This window comes from Mycolicibacterium sp. P4_G11 (genome assembly GCF_056555145.1).
This window is the reverse complement of record NZ_JBFUJW010000001.1, coordinates 578,912-600,802: the sequence shown is the minus strand read 5'-3', so window position 1 is coordinate 600,802 and position 21,891 is coordinate 578,912. Positions and strand designations below refer to the sequence as shown.

At 66.9% G+C, this 21,891-nt stretch carries 21 protein-coding genes; 11 read left to right on the top strand and 10 right to left on the bottom strand.

Features of this window, described 5'->3' with window-relative positions:
- Window positions 1–142: 142 nt before the first annotated feature.
- Window positions 143–1,564: an RNA polymerase sigma factor gene (locus AC1U2B_RS02915; RefSeq protein WP_480215593.1), complete on the top strand. Its 1,422-nt coding sequence runs from the start codon at window positions 143–145 to the stop codon at window positions 1,562–1,564.
- Window positions 1,565–1,993: 429 nt separating this feature from the next.
- Window positions 1,994–2,497 carry a mycothiol transferase gene (locus AC1U2B_RS02910; protein ID WP_029118277.1) on the top strand — a complete coding sequence of 168 codons (504 nt, stop codon included), beginning with the start codon at window positions 1,994–1,996 and terminating at the stop codon, window positions 2,495–2,497.
- A gap of 55 nt (window positions 2,498–2,552) precedes the next feature.
- Here AC1U2B_RS02910 and AC1U2B_RS02905 read toward each other — a convergent pair whose 3' ends face one another.
- Together AC1U2B_RS02905 and AC1U2B_RS02900 are read right to left on the bottom strand one after the other, a co-directional pair.
- Window positions 2,553–4,139 carry a histidine phosphatase family protein gene (locus AC1U2B_RS02905; RefSeq protein ID WP_480215592.1) on the bottom strand — a complete coding sequence of 529 codons (1,587 nt, stop codon included), beginning with the start codon at window positions 4,137–4,139 and terminating at the stop codon, window positions 2,553–2,555.
- Window positions 4,140–4,252: 113 nt separating this feature from the next.
- Window positions 4,253–4,636 carry a DUF952 domain-containing protein gene (locus tag AC1U2B_RS02900; protein ID WP_480215591.1) on the bottom strand — a complete coding sequence of 128 codons (384 nt, stop codon included), beginning with the start codon at window positions 4,634–4,636 and terminating at the stop codon, window positions 4,253–4,255.
- 154 nt (window positions 4,637–4,790) lie between these two features.
- Here AC1U2B_RS02900 and AC1U2B_RS02895 point away from each other — a divergent pair, with 154 nt between their 5' ends.
- Together AC1U2B_RS02895 and AC1U2B_RS02890 are read left to right on the top strand one after the other, a co-directional pair.
- Entirely contained in the window at window positions 4,791–4,979 is a 189-nt protein-coding gene (locus AC1U2B_RS02895; protein WP_043393852.1) for a DUF7455 domain-containing protein, read from the top strand.
- Between the two features lie 63 nt (window positions 4,980–5,042).
- The gene (locus tag AC1U2B_RS02890) at window positions 5,043–6,005 is read left to right on the top strand and encodes a YihY/virulence factor BrkB family protein (protein ID WP_480215590.1); all 963 of its coding nucleotides are present in this window, start codon (window positions 5,043–5,045) and stop codon (window positions 6,003–6,005) included.
- Window positions 6,006–6,015: 10 nt separating this feature from the next.
- On the opposite strand, the gene AC1U2B_RS02885 is transcribed toward AC1U2B_RS02890, so the two are convergent.
- Window positions 6,016–6,252, bottom strand: coding sequence for a DUF3039 domain-containing protein (locus AC1U2B_RS02885; protein WP_029105322.1), 237 nt, complete (start codon window positions 6,250–6,252; stop codon window positions 6,016–6,018).
- Window positions 6,253–6,320: 68 nt separating this feature from the next.
- Between AC1U2B_RS02885 and AC1U2B_RS02880 the strand changes: the two genes are divergently transcribed.
- The 3 genes from AC1U2B_RS02880 to AC1U2B_RS02870 all read left to right on the top strand — a co-directional run bounded on the left by AC1U2B_RS02880 (window position 6,321) and on the right by AC1U2B_RS02870 (window position 8,704).
- The gene (locus AC1U2B_RS02880) at window positions 6,321–6,698 is read left to right on the top strand and encodes a DUF3099 domain-containing protein (RefSeq protein ID WP_480215589.1); all 378 of its coding nucleotides are present in this window, start codon (window positions 6,321–6,323) and stop codon (window positions 6,696–6,698) included.
- 168 nt (window positions 6,699–6,866) lie between these two features.
- Window positions 6,867–7,826 (top strand): sigma-70 family RNA polymerase sigma factor, encoded by a 960-nt coding sequence (locus AC1U2B_RS02875; protein ID WP_043393846.1) that lies wholly within the window; start codon window positions 6,867–6,869, stop codon window positions 7,824–7,826.
- A 188-nt stretch (window positions 7,827–8,014) separates the two neighbouring features.
- Complete coding sequence (locus tag AC1U2B_RS02870) at window positions 8,015–8,704, top strand: iron-dependent transcriptional repressor DtxR (protein WP_260939393.1); 690 nt, start codon at window positions 8,015–8,017, stop codon at window positions 8,702–8,704.
- Between the two features lie 38 nt (window positions 8,705–8,742).
- On the opposite strand, the gene AC1U2B_RS02865 is transcribed toward AC1U2B_RS02870, so the two are convergent.
- Window positions 8,743–9,807 carry a DUF4192 domain-containing protein gene (locus AC1U2B_RS02865; protein ID WP_480215588.1) on the bottom strand — a complete coding sequence of 355 codons (1,065 nt, stop codon included), beginning with the start codon at window positions 9,805–9,807 and terminating at the stop codon, window positions 8,743–8,745.
- A gap of 171 nt (window positions 9,808–9,978) precedes the next feature.
- Here AC1U2B_RS02865 and sthA point away from each other — a divergent pair, with 171 nt between their 5' ends.
- A complete protein-coding gene (gene sthA, locus AC1U2B_RS02860; RefSeq protein ID WP_043394046.1) occupies window positions 9,979–11,394 on the top strand; it encodes a Si-specific NAD(P)(+) transhydrogenase in 1,416 nt (471 codons plus the stop codon).
- Here sthA and AC1U2B_RS02855 read toward each other — a convergent pair.
- Window positions 11,391–12,191: a trypsin-like serine peptidase gene (locus tag AC1U2B_RS02855; RefSeq protein ID WP_480215587.1), complete on the bottom strand. Its 801-nt coding sequence runs from the start codon at window positions 12,189–12,191 to the stop codon at window positions 11,391–11,393. The two genes, sthA and AC1U2B_RS02855, sit on opposite strands and share 4 nt — an antisense overlap.
- Before the next feature lie 244 nt (window positions 12,192–12,435).
- Here AC1U2B_RS02855 and AC1U2B_RS02850 point away from each other — a divergent pair, with 244 nt between their 5' ends.
- Both AC1U2B_RS02850 and AC1U2B_RS02845 read left to right on the top strand, forming a co-directional pair.
- Window positions 12,436–13,377, top strand: a complete 942-nt coding sequence (locus AC1U2B_RS02850) for a proteasome assembly chaperone family protein (RefSeq protein ID WP_260939795.1) — start codon at window positions 12,436–12,438, stop codon at window positions 13,375–13,377.
- 41 nt (window positions 13,378–13,418) lie between these two features.
- On the top strand, window positions 13,419–14,441 hold the full coding sequence (locus AC1U2B_RS02845; RefSeq protein ID WP_260939401.1) for an alpha/beta fold hydrolase: 1,023 nt from the start codon (window positions 13,419–13,421) through the stop codon (window positions 14,439–14,441).
- 6 nt (window positions 14,442–14,447) lie between these two features.
- Here AC1U2B_RS02845 and nrdR read toward each other — a convergent pair whose 3' ends face one another.
- Together nrdR and AC1U2B_RS02835 are read right to left on the bottom strand one after the other, a co-directional pair.
- Window positions 14,448–14,912 (bottom strand): transcriptional regulator NrdR, encoded by a 465-nt coding sequence (gene nrdR, locus AC1U2B_RS02840; protein ID WP_043393836.1) that lies wholly within the window; start codon window positions 14,910–14,912, stop codon window positions 14,448–14,450.
- Between the two features lie 111 nt (window positions 14,913–15,023).
- Window positions 15,024–15,497 (bottom strand): LysM peptidoglycan-binding domain-containing protein, encoded by a 474-nt coding sequence (locus AC1U2B_RS02835; protein WP_260939404.1) that lies wholly within the window; start codon window positions 15,495–15,497, stop codon window positions 15,024–15,026.
- Window positions 15,498–15,748: 251 nt separating this feature from the next.
- On the opposite strand from AC1U2B_RS02835, the gene lexA reads away from it, so the two are divergent.
- Window positions 15,749–16,438: a transcriptional repressor LexA gene (gene lexA / locus AC1U2B_RS02830; protein WP_260939405.1), complete on the top strand. Its 690-nt coding sequence runs from the start codon at window positions 15,749–15,751 to the stop codon at window positions 16,436–16,438.
- 66 nt (window positions 16,439–16,504) lie between these two features.
- Here lexA and AC1U2B_RS02825 read toward each other — a convergent pair whose 3' ends face one another.
- The 3 genes from AC1U2B_RS02825 to AC1U2B_RS02815 all read right to left on the bottom strand — a co-directional run bounded on the left by AC1U2B_RS02825 (window position 16,505) and on the right by AC1U2B_RS02815 (window position 21,564).
- Window positions 16,505–18,742, bottom strand: a complete 2,238-nt coding sequence (locus tag AC1U2B_RS02825) for an LGFP repeat-containing protein (protein ID WP_480215586.1) — start codon at window positions 18,740–18,742, stop codon at window positions 16,505–16,507.
- 174 nt (window positions 18,743–18,916) lie between these two features.
- Window positions 18,917–20,074, bottom strand: coding sequence for an acyl-CoA dehydrogenase family protein (locus AC1U2B_RS02820; RefSeq protein ID WP_480215585.1), 1,158 nt, complete (start codon window positions 20,072–20,074; stop codon window positions 18,917–18,919).
- 110 nt (window positions 20,075–20,184) lie between these two features.
- Window positions 20,185–21,564, bottom strand: a complete 1,380-nt coding sequence (locus AC1U2B_RS02815) for a DEAD/DEAH box helicase (RefSeq protein ID WP_043393830.1) — start codon at window positions 21,562–21,564, stop codon at window positions 20,185–20,187.
- Window positions 21,565–21,891 lie beyond the last annotated feature (327 nt).

Below are 21,891 nucleotides of genomic sequence, written 5' to 3'. Positions count from 1 at the left end.
TGTCGTTACAATGGTCAACGGCGGCCGCCTGAACGGATAGCGGCGAACATCCGATCGAAGATCGACGCCAATATTCGACAGCCGACGCTTTTCGGTGGCGCACGCCCACGCCACCGATGTACGAAAGACCGAAAGGGTGGCCGTGGTAGCGACCAAAACCAGCGAGACAGCCGACGAGCCGGTGAAGCGCACCACCAAAGCCCCCGCTAAGAAGGCCGCCGCCAAGGCTGCGCCGGCCAAGCGTGCTGCGAAGGCTCCCGCGAAGAAGGCCGCCGCGAAGGCTCCCGCCAAGCGCGGCCCGCGCAAGGCCGCCGATTCGACCAAGCCGGAAGACGGCGTCGGCACCGACGACGTGACCGACGTCGACGACCTCGCCGTCGAACCCGATGAGATCGACGTCGACGAGGCCGACCTGGAACTCGACGACGACCTCGAGGCCGACGACGAGGACGAAGCCGCAGAAGGTGACGCCGAGGGTGAAGCCACCGCGGAGGGCGCCAAGGCCGCTCCCAAGGCCGCCGAAGGCGACGAGTCCGACGACACCGCGGAGCCGTCCGAGAAGGACAAGGCTTCCGGCGACTTCGTCTGGGACGAGGAAGAGTCCGAGGCGCTGCGGCAGGCCCGCAAGGACGCCGAGCTCACCGCCTCCGCCGACTCCGTGCGTGCGTACCTCAAGCAGATCGGCAAGGTCGCGCTGCTCAACGCCGAGGAGGAGGTCGAGCTCGCCAAGCGCATCGAGGCCGGCCTGTACGCCACCCAGCTGATGTCCGAGCTGCTGGAGAAGGGCGAGAAGCTGCCCGCCGCGCAGCGTCGCGACATGCAGTGGATCTGCCGCGACGGCGACCGCGCCAAGAACCACCTGCTGGAAGCCAACCTGCGTCTGGTGGTGTCGCTGGCCAAGCGCTACACCGGCCGCGGCATGGCGTTCCTGGACCTGATCCAGGAAGGCAACCTGGGCCTGATCCGCGCGGTCGAGAAGTTCGACTACACCAAGGGCTACAAGTTCTCGACGTACGCGACCTGGTGGATCCGTCAGGCCATCACCCGCGCCATGGCCGACCAGGCCCGCACCATCCGTATCCCGGTGCACATGGTCGAGGTCATCAACAAGCTCGGCCGCATCCAGCGTGAGCTGCTGCAGGACCTGGGTCGCGAACCCACGCCCGAAGAGCTGGCCAAGGAAATGGACATCACGCCGGAGAAGGTGCTGGAGATCCAGCAGTATGCGCGTGAGCCCATCTCGCTGGACCAGACCATCGGCGACGAGGGCGACAGCCAGCTCGGTGACTTCATCGAGGACAGCGAAGCCGTGGTGGCCGTGGACGCCGTGTCGTTCACGCTGCTGCAGGATCAGCTGCAGTCGGTGCTCGAGACCCTGTCCGAGCGCGAGGCCGGCGTCGTCCGGCTGCGCTTCGGCCTCACCGACGGCCAGCCGCGCACGCTGGACGAGATCGGCCAGGTCTACGGCGTGACCCGCGAGCGCATCCGCCAGATCGAGTCCAAGACCATGAGCAAGCTGCGCCACCCGTCGCGCTCGCAGGTCCTGCGCGACTACCTGGACTAGTCCCCCAGATCGAACAGCTGCCCCGAAACTTCTGGTTTCGGGGCAGTTTTCGTCTGCTCGGCGAAGTTCAGCAGGGCACGCAGCGGTACCCGTTCCAAATCCAGCCTGCGCCGCAACCGTGGTCGCCTGTTTCGCCGCGACAGTTCATCGGTTGCGCGACGACCGTCGGCTGTGGACTGAACGTCGTTGTATCGGTTGAGCTTTGTGCCGCTTGCGCGAGAGGCATCGGACCGACGGGCGCGACCAACAGCGCCGCAGCGGCAACAGCCAGAACAGTTTTGGTGTGCATGAAAGCCTCCGGCGTCGGGGTCGATTGGATACGAACCGTCAAATTTTACGCTTGCGTCAGATTACTGACCAGAGGTCAGGCTCCCCCACTGCCCAAAAACCTGAGGCGGGGAAAACCCTGCATGTGAAAGGCTTTCGCGCATGCCAACCTCGGAGCATCCACTAGGCCAAGCGATGCTGGACGTCTCGTCCGAGTGCTTCGCAGCGATGGCTGACGTCCTCACCGCGCTCGGTGACGACCTCGCCAATCGCCGGCCGGACCTGCCCGGCGCGAACAGCTGCTATGCCATCGTCAACCACTGCATCGGGGTGGTCGACTACTGGGCGGGCTCTTTCATTGCCGGACAACGGATCCCGCGGGACCGCGACAGCGAGTTCACCGCCACCGGACGGGTCGACGAGCTGCTGGAACGGCTGACGGCGCTGCAGCAGCGCCTGCCCGGCTGGGTCGAGGTGGCCGTCACCGAAGGAATCCGGGACCGCTCGCTGGCCGACGGGATACGCGGCGGCACCACGCGCGCCGCGGTGCTGGCCACGGCCAGCCCGGAGTGGACGCTGCTGCACATCCTGCACGACATCGCGCAGCACGTCGGGCATCTGGAGATCACCCGAGACCTGCTGCTCTCCACGCGAACGGAGAGCTGACGCAAGTCGGCCCCCTGCTCCGCGGAGCAGGGGGCCGATCGCTCGACGGTAACCGTCAGTCGGTGCTTCCAGCGCCAGTGCCAGCGCCGGCCTTGGCAGATTCTGCCTTGGCCTTGGCTTCGGCCTTCTTGGCCTCAGCAGCAGCCTTCTTCTCCTCGGCCTTGGCCTTGGCGGCAGCCTTCTTCTCCTCAGCCGCAGCCTTCTTGGCGTCGGACTTGGCCTTGGCAGCGGCCTTCTTCTCCTCAGCCGCAGCCTTCTTGGCGTCAGCCTTGGCCTTGGCAGCGTCAGCCTTGGCCTGACCATCGGCCTTGGCGGCGTCGGCGTCAGCCTTGCCGTCATCAGCCTTGGTGGCGTCTGCGTCAGCCTTGGGCTCGTCGGCCTTGTTGGTCGACGCCGGAACGTCGGCAACCTTGGCCGGCGAGTCGCCGGCGGCAGCCGCAGCCGCGGTCTTGGCGGCAACCGGAGCCGGAGCCTTGAACGCAGCCGGCGAAACCGCCGCACCCGAAGTCGGGCTCGTGGTCTGAGCGCCTGCCGGAGCAGGAGCCGCCGGCGGGGTCAGGCGCTCCTTCAGGTTGTCGATGGCGTTGGTGACGCCGCCGATGACCTGTGCGTTGATGGCGCGGACGAACTTGGTCGTCGAGAACAGCGCGTCGGCCGCACCGCGGTTGATCGCGTTGAGGATCTGACCCACGTCACCGGTCTTGAACGCCGTCGCGACATCCTGAACCACGCCTCCGAGCTGACGAGACAGCGTGCGGACCTGGGTCAGCACGTTCTCGATCGGACCCTTCTGCATGCCCGCGATCTTGATGCCGTTCCACTCCACCAGGTTGTAGCCGTCGGTCGGGTTGCCCTCGACCACCACAACACCGGTGTTGCCCAACGGCGCCGTCGCGAACAGGTTGAGCTTCTGCTCCGGTGACAGATTCTTGGCGTTCATCAACGTCCAGAACATGATGGTGCCGCCGTGCGCGAACACCGCCGCGTTGCGATCGCCGTTGTTGTAGATCTGCTCCAGAGAGGCATCGACCCGAGCATCGAAGTCGTTGCCGTTCAGGCTCACCGGCTGGGCCGCTCCACCCGGAATGGTCCGAGACGGGTCGGTGTAGTTCGGGTTCGCCGGATCGAGGTATCCGAAGCTGACCGCGTGGGTCACCGGATCCACGTTGATCTTCAGACCCGACCAGGCCAGCGGGAACGAGATGTAGCCCAGGCCGGCCGCGCCGCGCTCCTGTCCGTTCTCGAACATGCCGGCTTCGATCTCGTGCACACCCGGCAACACCTGGATCGGCAGACCCAGGTACTGCGACATCGGTGTCGCCGTCAGCTGCGTCCGGACCATGTCCGAGGCGTAGATGGCGTCGAAGTTCCGGTCACCGAGTTTGGCCGCGATGTCCTTGGCCTGCTGCTGACCGTCAGCGGTCAACACCGGACCCGGAACCTGCGTATCGATGCGGTTCTCCGCATTCGCTGTCGACTGACCGTGCCGAATGAACGTGATGGTCATGTTCTCGGCCGCCCATGCCGGCAGCGCCGACATGACCAGAAGGGCACTGGCCGTCAGAGCGATGCCGAGTCCCTTCAGTCTCCGTGCGCGACGGCGCTTGCCGGTCGCGACTTCAGAATTTGTGTGGTTGATCATGTCCTCACCGTCTCGGGGATATTTACGCGCGCGATCGTGCCAATCCCGTGACCGTGATTCAGGCCACATTCCCGATCAGTGGACAGATTTCTCACACTGTCGTTCATTTGCCGTTAACCAAAACCATCCGTCGGAAAATTTGCCGGCAGGGCTGCAAAGCCCCCGTCGCCGCCGGGCCGGTAGGGCACAGTGCGGGTCACCGCCGCAGCGGGGAGCGGTCCGTACAGGTGCGGGAAGAGCATCGACTCCGGATCCGTCGGCACCCCGGGCTCCCAGCGAACCGGCGACCCCAGCAGTCCGGGATCACACACCAGCAGGATCAGATCGGACTGGCCGCGGTAGAGCCGGTTGGCCGGCAGGTGCACCTGCTCGGGCGCCGACAGGTGGACGAACCCGACCTCGTCGAGCGACGGCGGCCGCAGCTCGCCATCGAACTGAGCACCCGCCCAATCCGTTTCACTACATAGATGGACCAGGACGGCGGGCGACGGGATCATCCGGCCAGCCTGCCGCGCCTGCAACTCAGACGATAGGTGAGACACGACACACCCGTGAACACTCGGGGAACAACGCTGGAATCCAAATCGTCTGAGAGAGTAGAGATGTGTAACCGGCAAAGCGCCCAGGCGGCGACGAGCAGAAGGAGGAGCCATGAACGCAACTCTGACCGGCCCGACACTGACACGGGCCGACCGCTGTGACCGGTGCGGCGCTGCCGCCCGCGTTCGCGCTACCCTGCCGTCCGGCATGGAGCTTCTGTTCTGCCAACACCACGCCAACGAGCACGAATCCAAGTTGGTCGAGTTGGCCGCTGTGCTGGAGATCAGCAGCGAGGACTGAGTGACCCGCCGGTCAACTCAAATACGGTCCTGATGGGGTCTCTTCGGTAATGCTGGTCTGGTCATGAACGACCAGACGCCGCCGATCAAGCCGACACGTCATCACGTGTTACGGGTTATCCGACGTGCGCTGGCGAAAAGCTGGGACGACTCGATCTTCTCGGAGTCGGCGCAGGCGGCGTTCTGGTCGGCGCTGTCCCTACCGCCCTTGTTGTTGGGCATGTTGGGCAGCTTGGCGTACGTGGCGCCGTTGTTCGGTCCCGAGACGCTGCCGATGATCCAGGAACAGCTGATCGGGACGGCGAAGAACTTCTTCTCGCCGAACGTGATCAACGAGATCATCCAGCCGACCGTTCGCGACATCGCGGTCGGCGCCCGCGGCGAGGTGGTGTCCCTAGGGTTCGTCATCTCGCTGTGGGCGGGCTCGTCGGCGATCTCGGCGTTCGTCGACGCGGTTGTCGAGGCCCACGACCAGACGCCGCTGCGCCATCCGGTGCGGCAGCGGTTCTATGCCCTCGGGCTGTATCTGGTGATGCTGCTGTTCGTGATCGCGACCGCCCCGGTGGTCGCCATCGGGCCGATGAAAATCGCCCAGCACATCCCCGAGACCTGGTCCAACGCAATGAAGTACGGATACTGGCCGGTGCTGCTGCTTGGCATCGTGCTGGCCGTGACGGTGCTCTACCGGGTGTCGCTGCCCAAACCGCTGCCGACCCATCGGCTGCTGTTCGGCGCGGTGCTGGCCACCGTGGTCTTCGTGGTGGCGACGGTGGGACTGCGGTTCTATCTGACCTGGATCACCGAGACCGGCTACACCTACGGCGCGCTCGCCACACCCATCGCCTTCCTGCTGTTCGCGTTCGCACTCGGCTTCGCGATCATGCTGGGCGCCGAACTCAACGCCTCGATCGAAGAAGAGTGGCCGGCGCCGGACACCCATGCCCGGCGCCTGCGCGAATGGCTCGAGGAGAAGGCCGAGACCCTCACCAACGATCAGCCCGTAGAGCAGGCCGAGCCGCCGGCCTGACCGGCTACGGCTATTTCTTCATCTGTTCGTAGATGCGCTTGCAATCCGGGCACACCGGCGAACCCGGCTTCGGTGACTTGGTCACCGGGAACACCTCGCCGCACAGCGCGACGACATGGGTGCCCATGACCGCGCTCTCGGCGATCTTGTCCTTCTTGACGTAGTGGAAGTGCTTAGGTCGGTCGTCGTCCGTACCGTCGTCGACCTGTTCATCGGAATCGGTACGTTCGAGGGTGTCGGTCTGCATGGATTCATTGTGGCACTTCAGGCGAACCGGTCGCGGCGGCACTGAGCCAGATGTGGGACAGTAGAAGGATGAAACACGGCCCTGAGCTGAGTTTCGACGACGACGGTCGGCCGGTCCTCATCACTCGCGCAGCACCCGCCTACGAGGAGCAGCACCGCGCACGCGTCCGCCGCTATCTCACCATCATGTCGTTCCGCGTGCCGGCGCTGTTGCTAGCCGCCTGGGCCTACAGCATCTGGCACAACGGCCTGATCTCGCTGGCCATCCTCATCGCATCCATCCCCCTGCCCTGGATCGCGGTGCTCATCGCCAATGACCGGCCGCCGCGCAGTGCCCAGGAGCCGCGCCGCTACGACGCCGCCCGGCGGGCACCCATGTTCCCGACCGCTGAGCGCCCCGCCATCGAGGACCGGCACCCGGTCATCGACGGCGATATCGAGCCCTGACGCATACCTGAGTTTCCTTCTTTCTCCTTTCTAAGGACATTCTCAGGTCGAAGCGGAAAAACCGCAGGTCAAAGGCCATGAGCGGAGACGGCCTCGGGAACTTCTCCTACCGCTTCGGCGTTGAAGCAAGTGACAGTTCGAGAGCTGAGCACGAGCAGGAGGCCGCAAATGGCAAAAGCCACCACACGCCGTATCGATTCCGACCTTGACGCCCAGAGTCCCGCCGCGGACCTGGTGCGCGTGTACCTGAACGGCATCGGTAAGACCGCTCTGCTCAACGCCGAGGACGAGGTGGAACTGGCCAAGCGCATCGAGGCAGGCCTCTACGCAGCCCACCTGCTGGAGACCAAGAAGCGACTCGGCGACAACCGCAAGCGTGACCTGGCGGTCATCGTCCGCGACGGCGAGGCCGCGCGCCGGCACCTGCTCGAAGCCAACCTGCGCCTCGTGGTCTCGCTGGCCAAGCGCTACACCGGCCGCGGCATGCCGCTGCTGGACCTGATCCAGGAAGGCAACCTCGGCCTGATCCGGGCGATGGAGAAGTTCGACTACGCCAAGGGCTTCAAGTTCTCGACGTACGCCACCTGGTGGATTCGCCAGGCGATCACCCGCGGCATGGCCGACCAGAGCCGGACCATCCGGCTCCCCGTCCACCTGGTCGAGCAGGTCAACAAGCTCGCACGGATCAAGCGTGAGATGCATCAGAACCTGGGTCGTGAGGCCACCGACGAGGAACTGGCCGAAGAGTCCGGTATCCCCGTCGAGAAGATCAACGACCTGCTGGAGCACAGCCGCGATCCGGTGAGCCTGGACATGCCGGTCGGCACCGACGAGGAAGCGCCGCTCGGCGACTTCATCGAGGACTCGGAGGCGATGTCGGCCGAGAACGCCGTCATCTCCGAGCTGCTGCACACCGACATCCGGCACGTGCTCGCCACCTTGGACGAGCGTGAGCAGCAGGTGATCCGGCTGCGGTTCGGCCTGGACGACGGCCAGCCCCGCACCCTGGATCAGATCGGCAAGCTGTTCGGCCTGTCCCGTGAGCGGGTCCGGCAGATCGAGCGCGAAGTCATGTCGAAGCTCCGCAACGGTGAGCGCGCTGAGCGGCTGCGGGCCTACGCCAGCTGATCGGACCACACCCACAACTGCACACCCCCTGGTGCCCGCCGGATAACCCGGCGGGCACCGTTTTTGGTGGCCGGTCCGCCCGCTGGCGGTCGCCGCAGGAATCACACGGTCGGTCGGCCGTGGTGGATGCCTGTTGACCCGGCCAAACCGGTAAGCTGAGCACCGGCGGAGGCCCTGGAGGATTTGGCATGAACGATCTGATCGATACCACCGAGATGTACCTGCGGACGATCTACGACCTCGAAGAAGAGGGCGTGGTGCCGCTGCGTGCGCGCATTGCCGAACGACTCGAGCAGAGCGGCCCCACCGTCAGCCAGACGGTGTCGCGGATGGAGCGCGACGGACTGCTGCACGTCGCCGGTGATCGCCACCTGGAACTTACCGACAAGGGCCGCTCGCTGGCGGTGTCGGTGATGCGCAAGCACCGGCTCGCCGAACGGCTGCTGGTCGACGTCATCGGCCTGCCGTGGGAGGAAGTCCACGCCGAGGCATGCCGCTGGGAGCACGTCATGAGCGAGGACGTCGAACGCCGGCTGGTCCAGGTGCTCGACAACCCGACCACCTCCCCGTTCGGCAACCCGATCCCGGGTCTCGCCGAGCTCGGCGTCATCCCGTCCGGCGACACCGACGTCAGCCTGGTCCGGCTCACCGAACTGCCCACCGGATTCCCGGTCGCGGTGCGGGTGCGCCAGCTGACCGAACACGTCCAGGGCGACATCGAGCTGATCGCCCGGCTCAAAGACGCCGGCGTCGTGCCGAACGCGCGTGTCACGGTGCAGGCCACCGAGCATGGCAGCGTCATGATCGTCATCCCCGGACACGAGCAGGTCGAGTTGCCGCACCACATGGCCCACGCGGTCCGGGTCGAGAAGGTCTGAGGACCGACTCCCCCGTCGCTCCGCCCGCCGCGAACCGCTCACGCCGATCTGCCGAAGATGCTGCGCGGCGGCATCTGCACGCCGAGGCGCTCCGCCAGTTTGTACCCCGTGAGCGCGAGTTCACGGATGCGGTCCGGGCGCATGCCGGCCTGTAGCGCCGAGTCGAGCATGCCGGCCATCCGGTGCGCGCTGTCGACCTCCAGTGCCGCCTGCAGTGCCACCCCGGCAAGCGGTCCGTCACCGCGGGCATAGGCACTGAACGCCAGCAGTACCAGCGCCTCCACGCGCCACGGTGCGGGCAGGGTGCGGGTCAGCGACGCCCACACCGACTCGGCCGCGGCGGCGTGCTCGCCGACCGCCAACGCGTACAGCGTGTCCCGCACCCGCGAGTCCGCCACCGCACAGGCCAGGCGCACCGCATCGTCGTCGGGCAATGGCGTCCCCTCCGGCGAACCGGTGGCGCAGGCCACCGCATGCTCGACGTCGGCGCGCACCTCGGCATCGGGGCGGCCGCGGTAATCGACTGCGGCAGCCCGCTTTTCGATCACCGGCCGCAACGCCTCGGCGCGCCGTGCATCGGCGACGGCGACGACCTCGACGAGGTCCGCGCGCCGGGCGTAGAGGCGCCGGCCGTCGAGCACCGCGGCCATGGTGACCGGAGACGACTCGGGATCCTCGACGACGCCGGCGTTCCCGCAACCGTCAGCGCAGTGCCAGCGGCCGCCGGCCGCCACGCGGTCGACCACGTGCACCGCGAACAGCTCGATGCCGTGATCGGACAACGCTTCGCCGAGTTCGTGGCTCACGTCGCGGTACAGGTCCGCGCACATCGGGCAGTCGACGCTCTGTTCATCGACGATCACCGCGATGGCCGCGTCGGCGTCCGCCGCGGCGGCCATGTCGGACAGATGTCCGAGGGCGTCGGGCAGCGCGCTGAAGAATCCTTCGGACAGGTCCACGCGCAGGACCGCACCCATCTCACCACCGATGATGGTGACGAGCACCAGCGACTTCTCCGGCGCAAACCCCAGGACGGCGGGCACCGCCGCGATCAGGGCGCCGGGCCGGTTCAGTTGGAAATCGAATGAGCTGAAAGTTGTCATGCCCAGAAGGTCGCAGGGCGGGCCGTCAGGAATCGCCGGTCGATGCGGCCGGGCGGACGGGTCTGTGGATGAACTCGGATCTGTGGATAACCGGCGCCGACCGAGGTGTTTCCGCAAAGTTCGCCGACGATCGGGCTGCGTGATCGCCCGCACCGTGCCAACCTGGCTGTCATGGGTTCCACGCAGGAGTTCGACCTCGTCGTCATCGGATCCGGCCCGGGTGGGCAGAAGGCCGCCATCGCCGCCGCCAAGCTGGGAAAATCCGTCGCAGTGATCGAGCGCGGGCGCATGCTCGGCGGGGTTTGCGTGAATACCGGGACCATCCCGTCCAAGACGCTGCGCGAGGCAGTCGTCTATCTGACCGGGATGAGCCAGCGCGAACTGTACGGGTCCAGCTACCGCGTGAAGGAGCGGATCACCCCCGCCGATCTGCTGCGCCGGACCACCCACGTCATCGGCCGGGAACAAGACGTGGTCCGCAACCAGCTGCTGCGCAACGGGGTCGAGCTGTTCGAAGGGCACGGCCGATTCCTCGATGCGCACACCCTGGTCATCGAGGACCCCAGCCGCGACGAGAACGTCACCATCACCGCGCGATACGTCGTCATCGCGACCGGTACCAAGCCCGTACGCCCGGCCGGGGTGAAGTTCGACGAAGAGCGTGTCCTGGACTCCGACGGAATCCTGGACCTCAAAAGCCTGCCGCAATCGATGGTGGTGGTCGGCGCCGGAGTCATCGGCATCGAGTACGCGTCCATGTTCGCCGCGCTCGGCACCAAGGTCACCGTGATCGAGAAGCGTCCGACGATGCTGGACTTCTGCGATTCCGAGATCATCGAGTCCCTCAAGTTCCACCTGCGCGACCTTGCCGTGACGTTCCGGTTCGGCGAAGAGGTGACCGCGGTGGACGTGGGTCCCGCGGGTACCTTGACCACGCTCGCCAGCGGGAAGCAGATCCCCGCCGAGACAGTGATGTATTCGGCCGGCCGGCAGGGGCAGACCGAGCACCTCGACGTCGAACAGGCCGGCCTCGAGATCGACAGCCGCGGAAGGATTTTCGTCGACGACAACTACCAGACCAAGGTCGACCACATCTACGCCGTCGGTGACGTCATCGGCTTCCCCGCGCTGGCCGCGACCTCGATGGACCAGGGCCGGCTGGCGGCCTACCACGCCTTCGGCGAACCGTGTAAGGGCATGACCGAGCTGCAGCCGATCGGCATCTACTCCATTCCCGAGGTGTCATACGTCGGCGCCACCGAGGTCGATCTCACCGACGGCTCGGTCCCCTACGAGGTCGGGGTGTCGCGCTACCGGGAACTGGCCCGCGGGCAGATCGCCGGCGACTCGTACGGGATGCTCAAACTGCTGGTGTCGACCGAGGATCTCACCCTGCTCGGCGTGCACATCTTCGGTTCCAACGCCACCGAACTGGTCCACATCGGCCAGGCCGTGATGGGCTGCGGCGGCACCGTGGAGTACCTGGTCGACGCGGTCTTCAACTACCCGACCTTCTCCGAGGCCTACAAGGTCGCCGCCCTCGACGTGATGAACAAACTGCGGGCACTGAATCAGTTCAAGACTTAGGTGCTGCAGCCGTCGTCGGGGGCGCCGGTGGCCCGGTCTGCGGGGCCACCCTCCTGGGCGCGCTGATACAGCACCTGGATCTGCACGTCGAACGGCGACGAGTACGACAGCTCGTTGCCGCTGCAGCCACCGCCCTGCAGGCCGCCGACCACTCCCCTGATCTCTGCCGCCGACACCCACGGCGAGCCGCTCGTGCCGTCGACCAACCCGGGGCAGCGCACCGCCGGGAACCCGCGGTCCGGACGCGACGTCGGCCCACTGCAACTGACCTGCGCGCCGCCGTCACCGAGCGGGTATCCCGTCACCGTGATCGGAACGTCCGGCCCCGGCGCCGCGCCGAGCACGAAGCCGCCACCAGCGGCATGTTCCAACGTGTCGGTCGTGGCCGCACCGCCGTGGCTGACCCGGGCGATCGCGAAGTCCGCGGCCGGGTCCTGGCGTCGGACCCAGCGCGGGTCGAGGTACACCGCGTCGATGTGCCAGAAGTCCCCGGGGACGCCGCTGCGGTAACCGGGCGCGAACGTCGCGTCGAACGACGCATCCAGGCAGTGTGCTGCGGTGATGATCAGATTCCCGGCCAGCGAATCGAGCACCGCGCCGCTACACGTGTGCACCGAATCGCTCCCCAGGAACACCGCACCGACGCGCGGGTCCGGGCGGGGCCCTGGGACAGCGGCCGAACCCGCGGCGACCGCACCGACGTCACCGGTACGAGGGTCGGCCTTGATCGTGGGTGGGCTGCACGCAGTGGCCAGCAGCGCGACGAATGCGCTCACGACCAGCCGGGTGCCCAACATCTGACCGATCTTGCCCGATACCAACTGTCAGAGCAGCACCTGGTGCACCATGGCGAACTGCGGGGCGGCACCGGGAACAACGCGAGAATGCGCGACACTTGTAAGGAGACACATCCAGCGCGGTGTGGCACGCAGTACGGCAAGGAGTGTGAAGGTGAGCGAGCACGACGGGAACGCGCCCGACGCGGGCGGCCAGCGGCCCGACGACCGCCAGGGCCAGCAGTACCAGCCCGAGCAGAGCGGCATGTATGAGCTGGAGTTTCCCGCACCCCAACTGTCCGCCGCCGACGGCCGCGGACCGGTGATGGTGCACGCCCTCGAAGGCTTCTCCGACGCGGGCCACGCCATCCGGCTGGCCGCCGAGCACCTGAAGAACACGCTCGACACCGAGCTGGTCGCCTCGTTCGCCATCGACGAACTGCTGGACTACCGGTCGCGCCGCCCGCTCATGACGTTCACCACCGACCACTTCACCAAGTACGACGACCCCGAGCTGAACCTGTACGCGCTGCACGACACCGCCGGGACGCCGTTCCTGCTGCTCGCCGGCATGGAGCCGGACCTGCGCTGGGAGCGTTTCATCACGGCGGTGCGGCTGCTGTCCGAACGGCTCGGTGTCCGCCAGGTCATCGGGCTGGGCGCCATCCCGATGGCGGTCCCGCACACCCGGCCCGTCACCATGACCGCTCACGCGGGCAACAAGGAGCTCATCGCCGAACACACGCCGTGGGTGGGCGAGGTGCAGGTTCCGGCCAGTGTGTCGAACCTGTTGGAGTACAGGATGATTCAGCACGGCCATGAGGCTTTGGGTTTCACCGTGCATGTGCCGCACTACCTGGCGCAGACCGCGTATCCGCCGGCCGCCGAAGCTCTGCTGGGTGAGGTGTCCCGGATCGCGTCGCTGCAGATTCCGCTGCATGCGCTGTCGGAGGCGGGCGCCGAGGTGTACACCAAGATCAGCGAGCAGGTGGAGGCCAGCTCAGAAGTCGCTCAAGTGGTCAGTGCACTGGAACAACAGTACGATTCGTTCGTCGCTGCTCAGGAGAATCGGTCGTTGCTGGCACGTGACGAGGAACTACCCAGCGGCGACGAGCTCGGCGCCCAGTTCGAACAGTTCCTCGCCGAACAGTCGGGTGACGGTTTCACCGATCCCCGCCCCGGCGACGACGGCACCGCCGGCGACTGACCCACGCGGTCGGCCCGCCGACACGATGGGAAGGAGCGACGATGCCCGACGGAAAGCCCACCCTGCATTCTGTGCGTGACGTGACACCCCGCCTGGAATTCCGCACCATCCACGGCTACCGACGGGCATTTCGGGTGGCAGGCTCCGGCCCGGCGATCCTGCTGATCCACGGGATCGGCGACAACTCCACCACGTGGGAAACCGTGCAGAAGCGCCTGGCCCAGCGGTTCACCGTCATCGCCCCGGATCTGCTGGGACACGGCCAGTCGGACAAACCGCGCGCCGACTACTCGGTGGCGGCGTACGCCAACGGCATGCGGGACCTGCTCAGCGTGCTGGACATCGAACGGGTGACGGTCATCGGGCATTCGCTGGGCGGCGGCGTGGCCATGCAATTCGCCTACCAATTCCCGCAACTGATCGATCGTCTGGTGCTGGTGGGTGCCGGCGGTGTCACCCGCGACGTGAACATCGCACTGCGGGTCGCGTCGATGCCGTTGGGTACCGAGGCCCTGGCGTTGTTGCGAATTCCGTTGGTACTGCCCGCGCTTCAGCTCGCCGGGCGTCTCGGCGGCGCGGTACTCGGGTCGACCGGACTGGGTCACGATCTACCGAACATGCTGCGGATTCTCAACGATCTGCCCGAACCCCGGGCCTCATCGGCCTTCGGTCGGACCCTGCGCGCGGTCGTCGACTGGCGCGGCCAGGTGGTCACGATGTTGGACCGATGTTATTTGACCGAAGCCATTCCGGTGCAATTGGTTTGGGGCACGCACGACGCTGTCATCCCGGCCGCCCACGGAGAACTGGCGCACGCCGCGATGCCGGGTTCCCGGCTGGAGTTCTTCGACAACTCGGGACATTTCCCATTTCATGACGACCCCGATCGATTCGTGGAGCTCGTCGAGAATTTCATCGACACGACCGCGCCGTCGGTCTACGACCGCGATGCCCTGCGCGGCCTGCTGCAGGCCGGCGTCACAACAAAGACGATGGATGCCTCGTTCGACATGAAAGCCGCGGTGTTCGACGCACTGGAGACCGACGAACGCAGCGCGACCTAGCTGCCGTCAGCCCGGCGACGTCACGCCGCGGTGTGCGCGCAGCGCCTCGATTTCGCGCTCGAAGTCCTCGGCGGACGAGAACGAGCGGTACACCGACGCGAACCGTAGATAGGCGACCTCATCGAGGTCACGCAGAGGACCGAGGATCGCCAATCCGACCTCGTGGCTCGGCACTTCGGGAGATCCGGTGGCCCGCACCGCATCTTCGACCTTCTGCGCCAGTTGGTTCAGGGCATCGTCGTCGACCTGCCGACCCTGGCAGGCGCGCCGCACACCCTTGATCACCTTGTCCCGGCTGAACGGCTCGGTGACGCCGCTTCGTTTGACCACCGCGACCACGGCGGTCTCGACCGTGGTGAACCGGCGACCGCATTCCGGGCATGACCGGCGACGCCGAATCGCCTGCCCTTCATCAGCTTCTCGTGAATCGACCACACGCGAGTTCGGATGCCGGCAGAACGGACAGTGCATCACCGCTCCTTCGCCGCACCGACAATCGACCGTTTCGAACGGTCTCGAGCCTACCCGTGCCGCTCGGGCGCGGCCGGGCGCCGTGCCGATCAGGGTGCGCACGGGCTGACCTCAGCCGACCGGGGCGATCAGCGTCTGCCCGGCGTCCAGGGCGACCGAGGGCAGCTTGTTCAGTTCCTTGATGCGGTCGACGACGGCACTGACGGGCGCGTCGGGAGCCACCCGCCGGGCGACCTGCTGAATCGACTCACCGGTCTGCACCCGGACCACGGCGAGCTGCGCGGGCACCGATGCCGTCGATGCGGTCGGCTGGACAGCCTCCCCGAACTGCGCCACCAGGCCCAGCCACACCGTGATCCCCGCCGCGACCAGGGCCAGGATCACCGTGGTCAGCGGGGTGATCGGGTTGCTCCGATGCGAGGCGCGGGAGGTCAGCACGCCGGTACCGCGGTGCCGGAACGCCGCACCCGAGGGACGGGAACCGGCCGGCCGCAGCCGGGCCTGGCGGTGCCGATTCACATCTGCGCGCCGAGGCACGGCACGGACGACGACGTCGGTCGGGTATTCGCGGGTGATGGTGGTCATGTCGGTTCCTCTCGGGAGTTCGTACATAGGTTCGATAGCTCGTATGTTCGACTATATCGCCCAAACGTTCGAACGGTAGAACATGTGATCGAACTGTTGCGAACGATACGACCACCCACCGACAAGTTGCGTTCCGCTACTTCGGCCCCGCTTTCGCCACGTCACGACCAGATCTCGGGCGCGACACGCCGACCGACCCGATCTCGAACACATGTTTGATGAATCGTGTGCACTGGGCTAGATTCGTCCCTATGAGCGACAGCACCGAAACCCCGGACGCCCAGCCAGGCGGACGGTCCAGCAGCCTCACCGAACGTCAACGGACCATCCTCGACGTCATCCGCACCTCGGTGACCACGCGCGGCTACCCGCCCAGCATCCGGGAGATCGGCGACGCGGTCGGCCTGACCTCCACTTCCTCGGTGGCTCACCAACTGCGCACGCTGGAGAAGAAGGGCTATCTCCGGCGCGACCCGAACCGCCCGCGCGCCGTGGATGTCCGGGGCACCGACGAGACGAACGGCGCCACCGTCACCACCGATGTCGCCGGTTCGGACGCGCTGCCCGAACCGACCTTCGTCCCGGTGCTCGGCCGGATCGCGGCCGGCGGTCCGATCCTCGCCGAAGAGGCCGTCGAAGACGTCTTCCCGCTGCCCCGTGAACTCGTGGGCGAAGGCTCGTTGTTCCTGCTGAAGGTGGTCGGCGAGTCCATGATCGATGCCGCGATCTGCGATGGCGACTGGGTCGTCGTGCGGCAGCAGAACGTGGCCGACAACGGCGACATCGTGGCGGCGATGATCGACGGCGAAGCCACCGTGAAGACCTTCAAGCGCACCAAGGGCCAGGTGTGGCTGATGCCGCACAACCCGGCGTTCGATCCGATCCCGGGCAACGACGCGGTCGTCCTCGGCAAGGTCGTGACCGTCATCCGCAAGATCTGACGCCTGCCAGACCTATAGGTGAGCCCCGCTGCAGTCGCTCGCAGCGGGGCTCAGCCGTCGGTGCCGTCAGCCTCGGACGAATCCGTTGGTGACCGCGAATTCCTCACTGGCGAACCAGATTTCGACGTCGGCTTCGTCGTATCCGGGAGAGCCCGGCACCCAGTACAGACCTGACTTGGTGTTGGCCTTGATGCCATAACCGTCGGGCGGCTCCGCACCGGTCGCGACGCGGAACGACATCTGCGCGGTCTCGGGCTCTTCCGCCCCCAGCGCATGGTGCCGGCCACTGGCCGGACCGGCCGCCGCGGCGTCCTCCGCAGCCCTGTCGTCGGTAAGCGTGTCGTCCGCGGACGGCTCGGCCAAAGGTTCGTCTGCCGGCTCAGGTTCGAGTACCTGTTCCTCGGGCTCGTCGGCTTGCTCTTCGGCAGCCGGCGCAGCCCACACGCGGTCGCCGGGGTTCCGAGGCCGAAGGCCCGCGAAGCCCGCCAGCCCGGCCGCCGTCAGGCCCGCCGCCGCGCCACCACGACGCAATGCGTCCGGAAGCTGCACCGAGACCGTGGGCTCGTCGGCGGGCTCGTCGTCGCCGTGCGCCTCAGGCTCCGCCACCTCGTGGACCTCGTCAGCCGGCACGTCTTCGGGGGTCTCGACCTCTTCGGCGACCTCTGCCTCTGCAGCGGTCTCGGGCTCGCCCTCGGACACCTCGTCCGCAGGCTGCTCAGCCGTGAAATCGGGGTACACCGTCGGCGCGGTGTCGATGACATCCGGGTTGCTCTGGAAGGCCGGGCCGCCGTGCGGATTGTCGAACTGCTGGTCCTCGGCCGCGAATTCGTCGGCGTACTCCCCCTCGTCGGCCGGGGCGTACTCGCTGTCGACACCGCCGTCCGCGTACTGCGGGTCGCCGTACTCCCCGTCGCCGAACTCGTGGTCGTCGTAGTCGTACGCGTCTTGCTCGTCGAAGGCTTCCTGACCGGCGCGACGCCGACGCCGCAGCAGCGTCGCGATGACGATGCCGACCACCACCAGCAACAGCGGGATGATCGCCAGCAGCCACCACCAGTGGAACTGGTACCACTTGCCGGGCTGCTCGGACTGCGCGCTCACGCCGCCCGGCACGTCGGCGCTGGGCACCTGTAGACCGCTCAACTGCGACGCCAGCTCCGCCGGTTCAGTGCTGAACGACCGGCTGGACTTGTTCCACGAGATCGAGCCGCCCGTGAACTTCTGGCTGACGACGTCGCCGCTGACGGTTTGGTCGGCGGTCGGCGCGCCGAGCTTGCCGGCCGCACCGCCCAGCTTGTCCCACGCGGCGTTCACAGCGCCGCGGACGACGAAGGCGCCGTGGTCGGGCGTCCAGAAGATCGTCGGGTTGTCCGCGGCGGCGAACGTCGCGATCCGGCTCTTCGGCGATACGCCGCCGTCGGTCTCGTTGCTCGCCGGGAATCCGAGGTCGCCCTGCGGCCCACCGGCCGCGCGGTACTTGGCCAGCACGTCGCCGGTGACCGCGTGGGCACCGGTGGCCGGCGAATAGAAGATGGTGCCGCCGGCGAAGTTCTGCGCCACCCCGTCACCGACCTTGTACTGGGCACCCTGCTCGTCGCCGAGGGGACCCTGCGGCCCGCCGGCCGCCCGGCGCGCCGCGGCGATGGCCGACGTCGCATCACCCGGCACGTCCACCCCGGTCAGCTGGCCTGCCAGGTCAGCGGGCGTGGTGGTGAACGCCTTGGTCTTGGCGTTCCAACTCACCTCACCGCCGGTGAAGGGCTGCGAGACGACGTCGCCCTGCCAGGACTCGTCGGCGGTGGGCACGCCGAGGGTTCCCGCCGATCCGCCGAGCTTGTCCCAGGCGACGTTGATCGCACCGCGAACCACCCAGGCGCCGTTGTCGGGCGTCCAGAAGATGACCGGCTTGTCGGCCGCACTGAACGTGCTGTTCCGGCTGTCGGTGGCCTTCCCCGCGCCCTCGTCGATGGTCGGGAAACCGAGATCGCTGTCCGCGGCGCCGCCGAGCGCCTGATACTTGTCGAGAATTGCGCCGTAAATCAGATGGGCGCCGGTGCCCTCGGTGAAATAGATCTTTCCGCCCGCGAAGTTCTGCGCATAGCCTGCGCCGACCTGGTAGACGTCACCGTCTTTGGCGCCCAGCTCACCTGTGTCACCGCCCGCGGCATCCCACGTGTGGGATATCGCCGTGTCTGCGGCGTCGCTTTCCGGTGTCGCGATCGCCGTCGGAGCCATGAGCAATGCCACCGCGACGGAAAGGGCACCGACACCAGCCCATCCGCCACGGGTTCGCAGCCCGGTCATCGAATTCCTCCCGCGGTTGGCAAAACTCCGGATACAAATTCCGTCAGACAAACTCTCGTGATCGAGAGATTCTGTCAACTTTGCTTCAGTTCATGCCCATCGTGCGGGATATCCGGCGTTATCTGCCTAGTGTGTCGCGGTTCGATATGCGAATAAATTCGCATCGACAATTCGTTAAACGCCCAATCCGCGGCCGATGATCTCCTTCATGATCTCGGTGGTGCCGCCGTAGATGGTCTGGATCCGCGAGTCCAGGAATGCCCGCGCAATGGGATATTCACGCATATAGCCGTAGCCGCCGTGCAGCTGCAGGCATCGGTCGACCAGGCGGACCTGCGCCTCCGTCGAATACCATTTGGCCATCGCCGCCTGGTCGATTGTGAGCTTTCGATCGAGATGCAGGCGAATGAACTCGTCGACCATGATTCGCACCGCAGTGGCCTCGGTCGCCAGTACGGCCAACACGAATCGACTGTTCTGGAAGCTGCCGATCGGCTTGCCGAACGCTTTACGCTCCTTGGCGTATTGCAATGTCGATTCCAGCACGGCCTCCATGGCGGCGGCCGCCATCACCGCGATGGAAATGCGCTCCTGAGGCAGGTTCTGCATCAGATAGACGAATCCCATGCCCTCCGCCCCGAGCAGGTTCTCGACCGGAACTCTGACGTCGGTGAACGACAATTCCGCGGTGTCCTGCGCGTCGAGGCCGATCTTGTCGAGATGACGGCCGCGTTCGAAACCCGCCATGCCGCGCTCGACCATCAGCAGGCTGAAGCCCTGCGCGCCCTTGTCGGGGTCGGTGCAGGCCACCACGATCACGAGGTCGGCGTGAATACCGTTGGTGATGAACGTCTTCGAGCCGTTGAGCACGTAGTGATCGCCGTCTTTGACGGCGCGGGTCTTGATGCCCTGCAGGTCACTGCCGGTGCCCGGCTCGGTCATGGCGATGGCACAGATCAGTTCGCCGGTGCAGAACCCGGGCAACCAGCGCTGCTTCTGCTCTTCGTTGGCCAACTCCAGCAGGTACGGCGCGATGACGTCGTTCTGCAGCGTGAAACCCAGACCGCTGTGCCGTCCCGCCGCGGTTTCTTCGCTGACGATGACGTTGTAGCGGAAGTCCGGGTTGCCACCGCCGCCGTACTCCTCCGGCACTGCCATGCCGAGAAAGCCCTGCTTACCGGCCTCGCGCCAGACCTCGCGGTCGACGATCTTGGCCTTCTCCCATTCCTCGCGGTAGGGCTCGGCGTGCCGGTCAAGGAACGCGCGGTACGACTCCCGGAACAGTTCGTGCTCGGGTTCGAACAACGTGCGGTCGTACTTGATGACACCCATGCGAGACCTCCGGTACTGGATAAGTTTGGCAACAACTTATCCCAACCGGGCGGTTGGTTGTGAGGGGGACCACACCCGGCGCGCCGCCGGGTGTGGCTGGGTAGGTGCGGCTAGCGCGACTGCGAACGTCCCGACTGCGAACGACCCGACTGCGACCGTCCCGACTGGGTACGACCCGACTGCGACTGGGCGCGCCCGGGGGCCTGCAGACCGCCCGAACTGCGGCGGCGACGCTGCGCCTGACCCGCGGTCGCGGTCTTGGCCGGCCGGTTGCCGCCGCGGGGCGCGGGAGCTTCCTTGGGTGCCGGCGCGCGGTACGGCGCGATCTCGCCGACCAGAGCCTGCACCGGCGCCGAATCAGCCACGACTTCCTGCGGCCGGGCCGTGATGCCGGCCTTGCGCAGCAGCTGCTGGGCGTCCTTGCGCTGCTCCGGCAGGACGACGGTGACGACGTCACCGGCGCTGCCGGCGCGGGCGGTACGTCCCGAGCGGTGCAGGTAGGCCTTGTGCTCGGCCGGCGGGTCGACGTGGACGACGAGCTCGACCTCGTCGACGTGCACGCCGCGGGCCGCGATGTCGGTGGCGACGAGCACCCGCGCCTCTCCAGCGCTGAACGCTGCGAGGTTGCGGTCACGCGCCGGCTGGGACAGGTTGCCGTGCAGGTCGACCGACGGCACACCGGCCTCGGTGAGCTGCCGGGCCAGCTTGCGGGCCTGGTGCTTGGTACGCATGAACAGGATGCGCCGGCCGGTGCCGGACGCCAGCCGCTGCACCAGAGCGTTCTTCTCCGCGGCACCCGAGACGTGGAACACGTGGTGGGTCATGGCCGGCGGCGGCGCGTCGATCTCGTCGACCGAGTGGGTGATCGGGTTGGACAGGAAGCGGCGCACCAGCTTGTCGACGCCGTTGTCCAGGGTCGCGGAGAACAGCATGCGCTGCCCACCGGACGGGGTCGCCGCCAGAATGCGGGTGACGCCGGGCAGGAAGCCCAGGTCGGCCATGTGGTCGGCCTCGTCCAGGACGGTGACCTGGACGGCGTCCAAGGTGACCAGCTTCTGCTTCATGAGATCTTCGAGGCGGCCCGGGCACGCGATGACGATGTCGACGCCGCCGCGCAACGCGTCGACCTGGCGGTTCTGCGAGACGCCACCGAAAATGGTGGTCACCTTCAGCCCGAAGGCGCTGGCCAGCGGCTCGACAGTCGCGGCGATCTGGGAGGCCAGCTCGCGGGTCGGGGCCAGCACCAGACCGGTGGGACGCGACGGACGCCGCGAGACGCCGCTCAGCCGGGACACCAGCGGAATGGAGAAGGCCAGGGTCTTGCCACTGCCCGTACGGCCGCGGCCGAGGACGTCCCGGCCGGCCAAAGTGTCGGGCAGGGTGCTGACCTGGATCGGGAACGGCGCGGCGATGCCGCGGCCGGCGAGGGAGGCGACGAGCGCCTCGGGGACGCCGAGTTCAGCGAACGACGACGATTGTTCTTCAGACATGGATAAAGACAGCCTTTCCGGCACGGTAGGTCGACAATGCCGGCGGCAGTATCGGTCGCCGCGAGAAATGCTGGTGCAGAGGGAACTGAAGGCTCTCAGCCGTTCCACGACGTGATCAGCGGGCGTGTCCTGCATGGATGCGCAGCTGATGTTGGTCAAAGCTTAGTGCCGAACAGGGCGTATCGCTGACCACCGCACCCCATTCGGCCGTCCCGGGATCGAAAGACCTTGCCCCACAAGAGGTATCGCGATGGTGTGATTTCACCCACCACCATCGGAGCACCGAGCACGCAAAAATCGACACACCCGACAAATTTTCGGCAAACG